Here is a 13314-nt window from a genome sequence, read left to right as displayed (position 1 = left end):
AGAGTTTGAGGCATGCGTAGAAGCAACCGCGGTTTTACCCTGATCGAAATCATGATCGTGATTGCGATCATCGGCATTGTCATGACCATCGCCGCCCCGAGCTTTACCGAATACCTGAAAAAGGGTCGCCGTGCCGAAGTGGTGTCGCTGCTGTCCGAGCAGGCGCAGACCCTTGAACGTTTCTATACCAAGAACAATGTCTACACCGGCGTCACCGGTCTGAGTACGGGCAATGATTTCTACACCATTACCCCGACCATCGCTGACCAGACCTTCCTGCTGACCGCCACCCGCAAGACGGGTACGTCCATGGCCACCGACAAGTGCGGGGATTTCACCCTGACCAACACCGGTGTCAGAAGCATGAACAACGCGACCACCGGGCTTGCCACCAAGGATTGCTGGGGCCGCTGAGGCGCACATCTTCGGGCGCCTTTTGCGCCCACTGTCTTTTTTACGGTTGGATCAAACATGACCAGGCAACAGCAAGTGGTGATTGTCGGTGGCGGGGTGATTGGCCTGCTGACCGCTTACAACCTCGCCTCCGAAGTGCGCAGCGTGGTGCTGCTGGATCGCGCGAACCTCGGCCAGGAATCCTCCTGGGCGGGCGGCGGTATCGTTTCGCCGTTGTATCCGTGGCGCTATAGCCCGGCGGTCACCGCACTGGCGCACTGGTCGCAGGATTTTTATCCACAGCTCGGCGAGCGTCTGTTCGCCGATACTGGCGTCGATCCTGAAGTGCACACCACTGGCCTGTATTGGCTGGATCTGGATGATGAAGCCGAAGCGTTGGCCTGGGCTGAGCGCGAAGGCCGTCCGCTGCGGGCTGTGGATATCTCGGCGGCGCACGATGCGGTGCCGGTGCTCGGTGGCGGGTTTTCACGGGCGATCTACATGGCTGATGTGGCCAACGTGCGCAATCCGCGTCTGGTGAAATCGCTGAAAGCGGCGTTGCAGGCACTGCCGAACGTGACGATTCACGAACAGTGCGAAGTCAGCGGATTTGTTCGCGAGGACGAGCGGATTGTCGGCGTCGAGACGTCTCAAGGCGTGATCAACGGCGATCAGATCGTGCTGACGGCGGGTGCGTGGAGCGGCGACCTGCTCAAGACCCTGAGCCTGACATTGCCGGTCGAACCGGTCAAAGGCCAGATGATTCTCTACAAGTGCGCGGCGGACTTTTTGCCGAGCATGGTGCTGGCGAAGGGGCGTTATGCGATTCCCCGGCGCGATGGCCACATTCTGATCGGCAGTACGCTGGAGCACGAAGGCTACGACAAGACACCGACCGATGTGGCGCTGGAGAGCCTCAAGGCTTCGGCAGTGGAGTTGCTGCCGGCGCTGGCGCATGCCGAGGTGGTGGGCCACTGGGCGGGATTGCGTCCGGGGTCGCCGGAAGGGATTCCGTACATTGGCCGGGTGCCGGGGTTTGAGGGGTTGTGGCTGAACTGCGGGCATTACCGCAATGGGCTGGTGCTGGCGCCGGCGTCGTGCCAGTTGTTTGCCGATGTGATGCTCGGACGTGCGCCGATTATTGATCCGGCGCCGTATGCACCGGCTGGTCGGATCTGAAGCAAAATCAAAAGATCGCAGCCTGCGGCAGCTCCTACAGGGAACGTATTCCAATGTAGGAGCTGCCACAGGCTGCGATCTTTGGCGATCTAATCCAGGCCCAGTTTCTTCAGCCGATAGCGCATCGACCGAAACGACAGGCTCAAGCGCTGCGCCGCCGCCGTACGATTCCAGCGCGTTTCCTCCAGCGCCTGCAAGATCAGTTTGCGCTCGACGTTCTCCAGATAATCTTCCAGATTGTCGATCTGTGTCAGGTCGGCAATCCCTCCTTCAGCCGCGCAATTGCCTTCGCTCAAGCGCAAGTCTGCAGACTCGATCACGCGGTTCTCACACAAGGTGTGCGCGCGTTCGAGCACGTTCTCCAGCTCCCGCACATTGCCCGGAAAACGGTAGCTCTTCAGTGCTTCCAGCGCCTGCGGATGCAACCGCGCCACCGGTTGGCCGGTGTCTTTGGCCAAACGCTTGAGCATGTGCGCCGCGAGCACTTCAATGTCGTCACGCCGCTCGCGCAGTGATGGCACGCGCAGTTCGATGACGTTGAGCCGGTAATAAAGGTCCTGGCGGAAACGCTCGGCAGCGACCTCGGCATCAAGATCCTTGTGGGTGGCGCAGAGAATGCGCACATCGACCACGGTTTCCTGCTGACCACCGACGCTGCGCACGGCTTTTTCCTGAATCGCCCGCAGCAGTTTTACCTGCATCGACAGCGGCAAGTCCGCCACTTCGTCGAGAAACAAGGTGCCGCCGTTCGCCGCCTGGAACAGCCCCGGCTTGTCCTCGACGGCGCCGGTGAAACTGCCTTTGCGATGGCCAAAGAATTCGCTTTCCATCAGCTCGGACGGAATCGCCCCGCAGTTCACCGGTACGAACGGCTGGCTGGCGCGCGGCCCTTGCTCATGAATCAGGCGCGCGACCCGCTCCTTGCCGCTGCCGGATTCACCACTGATGTACACCGGCGCCTGGCTGCGGGCGAGCTTGTCGATCTGCTTGCGCAGGTCGCGCATCGGTAACGAATCACCGAGCAGGCGTCGATCGATTGAAGTGCTCGCAGCGCTCGCGGCCGGCATGCGCAGGGCCGTGCCAACCAGTTCACGCAGGCGGGTGAGGTCAACCGGTTTAGTCAGAAAGTCAAAGGCGCCGGCCTTCAGTGCATTGATTGCGGTTTCCAGGCTGCCATAGGCGGTGATCATCGCCACGGGCAGTTGTGGATAACGTTGCTGGATGTGCAGCACCAGATCCAGCCCCGTGCCGTCGGGCAGGCGCATGTCGGTCAGGCACAGGTCAAAGCGCTCGCGGTGCAACAACGCTTGGGCTTCGCCGAGATTACGCGCGCTGTAGGTGTCGAGCTTCATCCGTCCCAGGGTGATTTCCAGGAGTTCGCGGATGTCTGGCTCGTCGTCGACGATGAGGATTTTTTGCCGTGGGCTGTTAGTCAACTTTGTTTCCGTCCGTGAGCAAAGGTGATGCGAAAGCAGCCGCCGCCTTGGCGTGGTTTGAAGTCTAGGCGCGCTTGGTTGCTTTCGCACAGCTCACGGGACAGATAAAGCCCAAGGCCGGTGCCCTGGCTGCTGGTGGTAAAGAACGGTTCGAACAGATGCGTCTGTTCGTCGACTGGCACGCCGGGGCCGTTGTCCTGCACCTCAAGCACCGCCAATTGGCTGTCCGGGTCGACGAACAATGCCAGCCAGACCTCGGCCTGATCGTGCAGTAACGCGCTGTGGCGCCAGCCGTTGCGTAACAGATTGTCGAGAATTTGCGTGAGCTGATTGGGGTCCATCAGTGTGGCGAAGTCACCCGAGTTAATCCGCAGATGAATGTGCTGGCGCTCGCTGGCCTGTTCGCGGCTCTCGGCGACGAAGTTTTCCAGCCACGGCTTGAGATCCAGCCGTTGCGGGGCACTTTGCTGGCGTCGTGAAAGTTGCAGGACGTTTTCGATGACTCGGTTCATGCGCTGGGAGTGATCTTGAATGATCTGCGTCAGACGCCGATCGGCGCTGTCGAGTTCCTCGGATTCGCCCAATAGCTGTGCGGCATGACTGATGGCGCCGAGTGGATTGCGGATTTCGTGAGAGATGCCGGCGGTCAGGCGCCCGAGTGCGGCAAGTTTCAGTTGCTGGGCCTGCTGGGATATTTGCGCCAGGTCTTCGAGAAATACCAGGGTTTGCTGATTCGGGCTTTGTTCGAGAGCAATGAAGCTCGGCTGCAATTCAAGGCCATTGCCGGGAATCTTCAGGCTTTGCGGGCGCAGGCTCGGATTGTTCATCCACAGTTGCAGGCGTTCGACCAGTGCGGGCGAGTAGGCGTCGATCAGATGGCCTTGCAGGTGTGAGCGCGCGAGCAGGTTCTGCGCACTCTGGTTGGCCAGTTGCACGCGACGTTCCTCGTCGAGCACGAGAATCCCGGTGCGCATGCGCTGCAGAATCAGTGCGTTCAACGCCTCCAGGCCGACCACCTCGCTGGCCCGTTGCTCGGCCAGCGTTTCGCTGACTTCAAGACGGCGGATCAGCCCTTGCACCAGCAGCGATGCGGCAAAGCACAGTGCGCCGAGCGTGCCGGCTTGCAGGTATTCGTTGGCGCTCAGGGGGTGGCTGAAACTCAGCAGGAAACTCAGGCCGACGATGCCAAGAGCGCCGATGGCGGCGATCAGCAGGCCGATGCGTCGGCGCAGCAGGGTGTTGCTGATCGCCACCGAAACAATCAGCAGGTTGCCGAGGGCGCTGGCCACGCCGCCCGCCGCATAGAACAGGCCGCACAGCAACAGCACATCGACGAGGGCCAGGCTGAACAGTTGCGCCGGTCGCCGGGTGTTCTCGAGAAACACCACCAGCAAGATGTTGAGGACCAGATATAACCAGCTGCCGCCGCGCAGCAGATCGTCGTTGGCCGACGTCAGCAGGCGGTTGTCCATGTTGCTGGAGATCAGCAGCACCAAAGTGATGCCGACGCTTAAACGGTAGAGATGATAAAGGCGCAGCAGGCGCTGAGCCTGTTTGCTGTCGGCGTTGGCGGCCTCAGCGATCACTGGCACCCGGGCCTTGCTCAAGGTGTGCCTGGCTGCAATACCACTGTTGTTGCACGCTCAATGCGCGATCACGCGGCAAGTGCACGCCGCAATGGGCGCAACGGACCATGGGTGGGGCGTCCTGCTCGCGGGGGGCGCGATCGGACTGATTGGCAGCGGGTGCCTTGAATTTTCGCCACAGCCATACCGCAGCAAAAATCAGGACAATCCAGAACAATAAACGAAGCATGATGAGCGGCTTTTCGACTGATGATCCGGCAGTTTAGCCAAGCTCCCGACAAGCGCACAGCCTATTAACGCGCGGCAATAAAAAAGGGAGATCCGCAGATCTCCCTTTCTTGTCCATCCGGTGTGATCAGTCGAACACGCCGAAGGTCATGTAGCTGAACCACGAGCGGTCGGTGCTGCTCGACTCTGGCTCTGGTTCTTCGATCACGTCGCCGTTTTCGTCTTTAGGCTTCAGATCGTTCGGGATCGCGTCTTTCGCGTCCTGGTACTGTTTCTGCACGTCCTGGTTGGCGCGGGTTTCGCCCGGCGGCAGCGGCGGACGCGACTCGATCAGACCGAGTGTTGCCTTGCTCAGGAACGAACGGTTATCGGCTTCAGCAACCCGTGGCACGAACTGGCCGTCTTGCAGGCTCGGGTGGTTCGGGTAGTTCAGCTTCAGGGTTTCCAGGCTGGTGTTGGCCAGTTCGTCCAGGTGCAGACGCTGGTAAGCCTCGGTCATCACCGCCAGGCCGTCGCCGACCGATGGGGTTTCCTGGAAGTTTTCCACGACGTACCGGCCACGGTTGGCAGCGGCTACATACGCCTGACGGGTCAGGTAGTAGTCGGCCACGTGGATTTCGTAGGCTGCCAGCAGGTTGCGCAGATAAATCATGCGCTGCTTGGCGTCCGGCGCGTAGCGGCTGTTCGGGTAGCGGCTGGTCAGCTGGGCGAACTCGTTGTACGAGTCGCGCGCGGCGCCCGGGTCACGCTTGGTCATGTCCAGCGGCAGGAAGCGCGCCAGCAGGCCGACGTCCTGGTCGAAAGAAGTCAGACCTTTCAAGTAGTACGCGTAATCCACGTTCGGATGCTGCGGATGCAAACGAATGAAACGCTCGGCAGCGGACTTTGCAGCTTCCGGCTCGGCGTTCTTGTAGTTGGCGTAGATCAGCTCCAGCTGTGCCTGATCGGCGTAGCGACCGAACGGATAACGCGACTCCAGAGCCTTCAGCTTGGCTGTGGCGCTGGTGTAGCTATTGTTATCCAGGTCAGTCTGAGCCTGCTGATACAGCTCGGCTTCGCTGAGGTTTTCGTCTACGACTTCCTTCGATGAGCAAGCAGCGGTCAATGCGAGGATGGCGATCAGCAGCAGGTGTTTCACTTGCATGGCGGCTTGCGTCCCTATGACGGCCGCTGTCTTGGGCGGGGCCGTCCTGTTATGATGAGCGCCCCGTTGAAAAGCCTCGGGGCAAAAGACGCCGTATTTAACCACAAGCGCGCAGCCGAAACCAAAAGCTGTGCCGACGCACAGTCAGAGCATGTCCGATAAAATTGAACTTCGCGCAGAGGTGCCGTCCGAATTGGGCGGCCAACGCCTCGATCAAGTCGCTGCCCAACTCTTCGCTGAGCACTCTCGCTCGCGCCTTTCCGCCTGGATCAAAGAAGGTCGCCTGACTGTGGACGGGGCGGTCATCCGCCCTCGCGACATCGTGCATGGCGGTGCCATCCTTGAGCTGACTGCCGAGCAGGAAGCCCAGGGCGAGTGGATCGCCCAGGACATCGAACTCGACATCGTCTATGAAGACGACGACATCCTGGTGATCAACAAGCCTGCGGGCCTGGTGGTGCACCCGGCTGCCGGTCATGCCGATGGCACCTTGCTCAATGCCTTGCTGCACCACGTGCCGGACATCATCAATGTCCCGCGCGCCGGTATCGTGCATCGTCTGGACAAGGACACCACCGGTCTGATGGTGGTGGCCAAGACCATTCAGGCCCAGACCAAGCTTGTTACTCAATTGCAGAGTCGCAGCGTCAGCCGGATCTACGAGTGCATCGTGATCGGCGTGGTCACCGCCGGTGGCAAGATCAACGCCCCGATCGGTCGTCACGGCCAGCAGCGCCAGCGCATGGCAGTGATGGAAGGCGGCAAGCCTGCCGTCAGCCACTACCGCGTGCTGGAGCGTTTCCGCTCGCACACCCACGTACGGGTGAAGCTGGAAACCGGTCGTACCCACCAGATCCGTGTGCACATGTCGCACATCAACTTCCCGTTGGTCGGCGACCCGGCGTACGGCGGTCGTTTCCGCATTCCGCCAGCCGCTAACCCGACGATGGTTGAATCGCTCAAGCATTTCCCGCGTCAGGCCCTGCACGCGCGTTTCCTTGAGCTGGATCATCCGACGACCGGTGTGCGCATGAGCTGGGAATCGCCGCTGCCAGAAGATTTCGTCTGGTTGCTGACCCTGCTCAAGCAGGATCGCGAGGCATTCATCGGATGAATTGGCTGACGCCGGACTGGCCCGCGCCGGCCAGCGTCAAAGCCTGCGTTACCACTCGCGAGGGTGGTGTCAGCGAGGCACCGTTCGACAGCCTCAATCTGGGCGATCATGTCGATGATCGTCCTGAGGCTGTTGCCGAGAACCGTCGGCGCCTGACCGATCACTTCTCTATACAGCCTGCCTGGTTGCAGCAAGTGCACGGGATTGCCGTGGCGCATGCTGATCCGGGCATTGTTGCGACCGCAGATGCCAGTTGGACAGCAACACCCGGTATCGCCTGTGCGGCGATGACGGCTGATTGCTTGCCAGCGTTGTTTTGCGATCGCACTGGCACCCGTGTGGCGGCGGCCCATGCCGGTTGGCGTGGTCTGGCGGCGGGTGTACTTGAAGCGACGCTCGATAGCCTCGATGTTCCGGCCAAGGACGTTCTTGTCTGGCTCGGTCCGGCGATTGGCCCGAAAGCCTTTGAAGTCGGCCCGGAAGTGCGGGAAGTCTTCATCAATCAACTGCCTGAAGCAGCAGAAGCGTTCGTACCGAGCGACAATGCCGGCAAGTTCATGGCGGATATCTATTTACTGGCGCGCCTACGTCTGGCCGCCCGAGGAGTTACAGCGGTTTACGGCGGCGGTTTCTGCACCGTGACCGATCCGCGCTTCTTCTCCTACCGTCGTGCGTCGCGCACCGGTCGCTTCGCCTCCCTCGTTTGGCTCACCCGCTAAACTCTCTGATCTGCATCAACTCTTTGACGCTTGAATCTCCCAGAATCGACCGCATCTACAGTGGTATCTGGCAGGTTTCTTTATTCAGGATGGTTTTTAGGTCCGGCCTGCTCAAAAGGAAGGTGACTTATGCGAATAGACCGTTTAACCAGCAAATTACAGTTGGCCTTGTCCGACGCCCAGTCGTTGGCAGTCGGCCACGATCATCCGGCGATTGAGCCGGCGCACTTGATGCAAGCCATGCTTGAACAGCAGGGTGGTTCGATCAAACCTCTGCTGATGCAGGTCGGCTTCGACGTCAACAGCTTGCGTAAAGAGCTGACCAAAGAGCTCGACCAATTACCGAAAATCCAGAACCCGACCGGCGACGTCAACATGTCGCAGGATTTGGCGCGCCTGCTCAATCAGGCCGACCGTCTGGCTCAGCAGAAAGGTGATCAGTTCATTTCCAGCGAACTGGTGTTGCTCGCGGCAATGGACGAGAACAGCAAGCTTGGCAAGTTGCTGCTCGGCCAGGGTGTGAGCAAGAAAGCCCTGGAAAACGCGATCAATAACCTGCGTGGCGGCGAGGCAGTGAATGACGCCAACCACGAAGAGTCGCGTCAGGCGCTGGATAAATACACTGTCGACCTGACCAAGCGCGCCGAAGACGGCAAGCTCGACCCAGTGATCGGCCGTGATGACGAAATTCGTCGCACCATTCAGGTTCTGCAACGCCGCACCAAGAACAACCCGGTGCTGATCGGTGAGCCTGGCGTGGGTAAAACCGCGATCGCCGAAGGTCTGGCGCAGCGCATCATCAACGGCGAAGTGCCGGACGGCCTTAAAGGCAAACGTCTGCTGTCGCTGGACATGGGCGCGCTGATCGCCGGTGCCAAGTATCGTGGTGAGTTCGAAGAGCGCCTGAAATCACTGCTCAACGAGCTGTCGAAGCAGGAAGGGCAGATCATTCTGTTTATCGACGAGCTGCACACCATGGTCGGCGCCGGTAAGGGCGAAGGCTCGATGGACGCCGGCAACATGCTCAAGCCTGCACTGGCGCGCGGCGAGTTGCACTGCGTCGGCGCGACCACGCTCAACGAGTACCGCCAATATATAGAGAAGGACGCGGCGCTCGAGCGACGCTTCCAGAAAGTCCTGGTGGATGAGCCGAGCGAAGAAGACACCATCGCGATCCTGCGGGGCCTTAAAGAGCGTTACGAGGTTCACCACAAGGTGGCGATCACCGACGGTGCGATCATCGCCGCGGCCAAGCTCAGCCATCGCTACATCACTGACCGGCAGTTGCCGGACAAGGCCATCGACCTGATCGACGAGGCCGCCAGCCGCATCCGCATGGAAATCGATTCGAAGCCGGAAGTGCTCGATCGTCTTGAGCGTCGGCTGATTCAGTTGAAGGTGGAATCCCAGGCGCTGAAGAAAGAAAGCGACGAAGCGGCGATGAAACGTCTGGAGAAACTCCAGGAAGAAATCGTCCGTCTGGAGCGCGAGTATTCCGATCTGGAAGAAATCTGGAACTCGGAGAAAGCCGAGGTGCAGGGTTCTGCACAGATTCAGCAGAAGATCGAACAATCGCGTCAGGAACTGGAAGCGGCGCGCCGCAAAGGCGACCTGAACCGCATGGCCGAGTTGCAGTACGGGGTGATCCCGGATCTGGAGCGCAGCCTGCAAATGGTCGATCAGCACGGCAAAAGCGAGAACCAGTTGCTGCGCAGCAAGGTGACTGAAGAAGAGATCGCCGAAGTCGTGTCGAAGTGGACCGGCATTCCGGTGTCGAAAATGCTCGAAGGCGAGCGCGACAAACTGATGAAGATGGAAAGCTTGTTGCACAAACGGGTGATCGGTCAGGAAGAAGCCGTAGTTGCCGTGTCTAACGCAGTACGGCGTTCGCGCGCCGGGCTGTCCGACCCGAATCGTCCGAGCGGCTCGTTCATGTTCCTCGGCCCGACCGGTGTCGGTAAAACCGAACTGTGCAAGGCGCTCGCCGAATTCCTCTTTGATACGGAAGAGGCGATGGTGCGGATCGACATGTCCGAGTTCATGGAGAAACATTCCGTGGCGCGTCTGATCGGTGCGCCACCGGGATATGTTGGCTATGAAGAGGGCGGTTACCTGACCGAGGCGGTGCGTCGCAAGCCTTACTCGGTGATCCTGCTGGACGAGGTCGAGAAGGCGCACCCGGATGTGTTCAACATCCTGCTGCAAGTGCTTGAAGATGGTCGCCTGACCGACAGCCATGGCCGCACGGTGGACTTCCGCAATACCGTGATTGTCATGACCTCGAACCTCGGTTCTGTGCAGATTCAGGAACTGGTCGGTGATCGTGAAGCGCAGCGTGCTGCGGTGATGGATGCGCTGACGTCGCACTTCCGCCCGGAGTTCATCAACCGGGTCGACGAAGTGGTGATTTTCGAGCCTTTGGCACGGGATCAGATCGCAGGCATTACCGAGATCCAGTTGGGCCGTCTGCGCAGCCGTCTGGCCGAGCGCGAGCTGAAGCTGGAACTGAGCCCGGAAGCGATGGACAAGCTGATCGCTGTCGGCTACGACCCGGTGTATGGCGCACGTCCTTTGAAACGGGCGATACAGCGCTGGATCGAAAACCCGCTGGCGCAATTGATCCTCTCGGGTCATTTCATGCCTGGCGACACGGCAACCGGCGCGGTTGAGAACGACGAAATCGTTTTCAACTAAGTCCGAACACCAATGAAAATTGGCAGGCCCCACCTTGTGGGGCCTTTTTTTTCGTTAGGCTGTTGAACTCAAAGGAAAAGGCTTGTAAAGTGCGCCCCGCAGTCAGTCGCCAAGACGGTCTCAGCTCACTGAGTTGAAATCTGAAATAAGTTGCAAATCATTAACTTGAAAGCAATTTAGGGGGTTGACAGAGGTGTTCTAGGTTGTAGAATAGCGCGCCTCAGACACACGAACGCAGCGATGCGAGCGAGTGACTGGAAGCAGTAAGTTTCACCGTTGTAAATTGAAATATGTAGTTCCGTGATAGCTCAGTCGGTAGAGCAAATGACTGTTAATCATTGGGTCCCAGGTTCGAGTCCTGGTCACGGAGCCAATTTCAAGCCGGGGTATAGCGCAGTCCGGTAGCGCGCCTGCTTTGGGAGCAGGATGTCAGGAGTTCGAATCCCCTTACCCCGACCATATTAAAAATCCTCGTATCGAAAGATACGGGGATTTTTTTTGCCCGACGTTTACTGGCGGACAGCAGACGCAAAAAAGCCGCGTCTCCCGGAAGAGCGCGCGGCCTGGTTTTTCCTGGCAATCAGGCGCCGTCTTGATCTTTCAGATGTTCGAACAGCCCCTTGGGCATTTTCTTGCCATTGGCTTCGAAGTTGGCCTTCACATTGTTGTAGGCCTCCTGCTCATCGATAAAACCGTCATGGTTGGTGTCGATCTTGTCGAAGTCGGACTTCGGCGCCACTTTCAGAAACTCCGCCCGGGATACCTTGCCGTCGCCATCGCTGTCAGTCCTGGCCATCGACGCATCGCCACACTTGCCTTCGCCACATTTGCCTTCAGGGGTTTTTACCGAGGTTTCTGCAGAAGCGACCATGTAACCCTGGGCCAATGGTTGCGCGGCGAATACCGAGCCGGACAGCATCAGACCGCCAGCCAGCGCGGCGCCGATCAGGCCAATGGATTTTTTACCGAGAGTCGAAGTACGGGACATATACATTCTCCTGGGCTGCGCTGCGCAACCACACGTTAAGGACGATTGCCTGAGCAGGTGTTGCTCGGGTGTGACCATTAGGCGGTGGCGGTGTATCGCGACTGTGTCGCGCAGCGGGGAGTTTGTAAGCGCAGGTTAGATATTACCGACGCAGATACATTACGAGACAGAATCACAGATCAAATGTAGGAGTGAGCCTGCTCGCGATAGCGGTGTGTCATTCAACAATGATGTCGACTGACACACCGCTATCGCGAGCAGGCTCACTCCTACAGGTCTTATATCAATGCAGCTTCAGGCGTGGCTCGGTGCCGCGACCAATCTTGCTGCCCAGCATCAGCATTGCCGTGCGGAACGGCCCGTACAGCGCCATCTGGTGCATGCGGTACAGCGACACGTAAAACATCCGTGCCAGCCAGCCTTCGAGCATCACGCTGCCGGTCAGGTTGCCCATCAAGTTACCCACAGCCGAGAAACGCGACAGCGAGATCAGCGAGCCGTAATCGGTGTACTTGTATTCCGGCAGGGTCTTGCCTTCGATGCGCAATTTCAGCGATTTGGCCAGCAAGGAGGCCTGTTGGTGCGCTGCTTGTGCACGCGGTGGCACGTTGCGATCGGTGCCCGGTTGTGGGCAGGCTGCGCAGTCGCCGAAAGCGAAGATGTTTTCGTCACGGGTGGTTTGCAGGGTCGGCAGCACTTGCAGTTGATTGATGCGATTGGTTTCCAGGCCATCGATGTCCTTGAGGAAACCCGGCGCACGGATACCGGCAGCCCAGACTTTCAGGCTGGCCTTGATCTCGTTGCCGTCGGCAGTGATCAAACTGTCTGCGGTCACTTCGCTGACCGATGCGTTGGTCATGACATTGACCCCGAGTTTCTCCAGGGTCTTGTGCACTGGCCCGCTGATGCGCTCGGGCAGGGCTGGCAACACCCGTGGGCCGGCTTCGATCAAGGTGATGTGCATGTTTTCCGGTTTGATCCGGTCCAGGCCATAAGCGGCCAGTTCATGCGCCGCGTTGTGCAGTTCTGCCGCCAACTCGACGCCTGTGGCGCCCGCGCCGACGATGGCCACGCTGATCTGCTCGATCACGTCGGTCTGGCCGGCATGTGCACGCAGATAGTGATTAAGCAGTTGCTGGTGGAAGCGCTCGGCCTGTTTGCGGGTATCGAGGAACAGGCAGTGTTGCGCCGCACCCTGAGTGCCGAAATCGTTGGTGGTGCTGCCGACGCTGATCACCAGCGAGTCGTATTGCACTTCACGCGCCGGTACCAGTTCGACACCGTTTTCGTCGTAGGTCGCCGCTAGCTGGATTTTCTTCTGCGCACGATCAAGCCCGCTCATGCGCCCCAGCTGGAACTCGAAGTGGTTCCATTTCGCCTGGGCAACATAGTTGAGTTCGTCTTCGGAGGAGTTCAGCGATCCGGCGGCCACTTCGTGCAGTAAAGGCTTCCAGATGTGCGTCAGGTTGGCGTCGACCAGCATCACACTGGCCGTGCCGCGCTTGCCCAGAGTCTTACCCAGACGGGTAGCCAACTCCAGGCCGCCGGCGCCGCCGCCGACAATAACAATACGATGGGACATAGGGATAACTCGCAAGGTTTTTAAAGGAAATCTTTGTCGTCATTACCCAAGCGAGCGCCAGGCTGCTCATAGCGTCAGGTAACTGATAAGTCGGCTCAACAGGCCCAGACCAATGGTCACTGCCAGCACCAGCACGAGGAGCATCCACGGCCGGAATGGCCGGCGCTCGACTCGGTGTTGGGACAGTTGCAGGTACTCTTCGACATGTTTCTGGTCTTCGGGGTTCAGGCGGCTGGTCATAATTGCCTCGT

At 59.4% G+C, this 13314-nt stretch carries 12 protein-coding genes and 2 tRNA genes; 7 read left to right on the top strand and 7 right to left on the bottom strand.

Translation table 11 applies throughout. The annotated features are described in order from the left end of the window. Positions 1-12 precede the first annotated feature (12 nt). On the top strand, positions 13-414 hold the full coding sequence (locus tag ACIPZE_RS22520) for a type IV pilin protein (RefSeq protein WP_129395568.1): 402 nt from the start codon (positions 13-15) through the stop codon (positions 412-414). A 57-nt stretch (positions 415-471) separates the two neighbouring features. Further along, positions 472-1572 carry a glycine oxidase ThiO gene (gene thiO / locus ACIPZE_RS22515; RefSeq protein ID WP_283438714.1) on the top strand — a complete coding sequence of 367 codons (1101 nt, stop codon included), beginning with the start codon at positions 472-474 and terminating at the stop codon, positions 1570-1572. 89 nt (positions 1573-1661) lie between these two features. On the opposite strand, the gene ACIPZE_RS22510 is transcribed toward thiO, so the two are convergent. From ACIPZE_RS22510 to ACIPZE_RS22495, 4 genes are all read right to left on the bottom strand, one after another. Further along, entirely contained in the window at positions 1662-3008 is a 1347-nt protein-coding gene (locus tag ACIPZE_RS22510; RefSeq protein WP_283438713.1) for a sigma-54 dependent transcriptional regulator, read from the bottom strand. Further along, on the bottom strand, positions 3005-4594 hold the full coding sequence (locus tag ACIPZE_RS22505) for a sensor histidine kinase (protein WP_400775377.1): 1590 nt from the start codon (positions 4592-4594) through the stop codon (positions 3005-3007). Before ACIPZE_RS22505 ends, ACIPZE_RS22510 begins: the two co-directional genes overlap by 4 nt. Then, complete coding sequence (locus tag ACIPZE_RS22500; protein WP_129395565.1) at positions 4584-4823, bottom strand: PP0621 family protein; 240 nt, start codon at positions 4821-4823, stop codon at positions 4584-4586. The genes ACIPZE_RS22505 and ACIPZE_RS22500 overlap by 11 nt, the downstream gene beginning before the upstream one ends. Before the next feature lie 126 nt (positions 4824-4949). Continuing rightward, a complete protein-coding gene (locus ACIPZE_RS22495; RefSeq protein WP_129395564.1) occupies positions 4950-5966 on the bottom strand; it encodes an outer membrane protein assembly factor BamD in 1017 nt (338 codons plus the stop codon). Positions 5967-6117: 151 nt separating this feature from the next. Between ACIPZE_RS22495 and rluD the strand changes: the two genes are divergently transcribed. From rluD to ACIPZE_RS22470, 5 genes are all read left to right on the top strand, one after another. Next, positions 6118-7080, top strand: coding sequence for a 23S rRNA pseudouridine(1911/1915/1917) synthase RluD (gene rluD, locus ACIPZE_RS22490; RefSeq protein ID WP_122592797.1), 963 nt, complete (start codon positions 6118-6120; stop codon positions 7078-7080). After that, positions 7077-7799 (top strand): peptidoglycan editing factor PgeF, encoded by a 723-nt coding sequence (gene pgeF / locus ACIPZE_RS22485; protein WP_400775345.1) that lies wholly within the window; start codon positions 7077-7079, stop codon positions 7797-7799. The genes rluD and pgeF overlap by 4 nt, the downstream gene beginning before the upstream one ends. Positions 7800-7928: 129 nt before the next feature. Continuing rightward, positions 7929-10493, top strand: coding sequence for an ATP-dependent chaperone ClpB (gene clpB / locus ACIPZE_RS22480; RefSeq protein WP_283438710.1), 2565 nt, complete (start codon positions 7929-7931; stop codon positions 10491-10493). Positions 10494-10790: 297 nt separating this feature from the next. Then, positions 10791-10866, top strand: a tRNA-Asn gene (locus ACIPZE_RS22475). Between the two features lie 9 nt (positions 10867-10875). After that, positions 10876-10952: transfer RNA gene (locus ACIPZE_RS22470), tRNA-Pro, on the top strand. A gap of 121 nt (positions 10953-11073) precedes the next feature. On the opposite strand, the gene ACIPZE_RS22465 is transcribed toward ACIPZE_RS22470, so the two are convergent. The 3 genes from ACIPZE_RS22465 to ACIPZE_RS22455 form a co-directional block, all read right to left on the bottom strand. After that, a complete protein-coding gene (locus ACIPZE_RS22465) occupies positions 11074-11481 on the bottom strand; it encodes an EF-hand domain-containing protein (protein WP_129395561.1) in 408 nt (135 codons plus the stop codon). Positions 11482-11764: 283 nt separating this feature from the next. Continuing rightward, entirely contained in the window at positions 11765-13063 is a 1299-nt protein-coding gene (locus ACIPZE_RS22460; protein ID WP_095121769.1) for an NAD(P)/FAD-dependent oxidoreductase, read from the bottom strand. Between the two features lie 66 nt (positions 13064-13129). Further along, entirely contained in the window at positions 13130-13303 is a 174-nt protein-coding gene (locus ACIPZE_RS22455) for a DUF3094 family protein (protein WP_003228304.1), read from the bottom strand. Positions 13304-13314: the final 11 nt, after the last annotated feature.

It is taken from the genome of Pseudomonas sp. NPDC089741 (assembly GCF_044748825.1).
In the GTDB taxonomy this organism is placed as follows: domain Bacteria; phylum Pseudomonadota; class Gammaproteobacteria; order Pseudomonadales; family Pseudomonadaceae; genus Aquipseudomonas; species Aquipseudomonas helmanticensis.
This window is presented reverse-complemented; position numbering and strand designations above follow the sequence as displayed.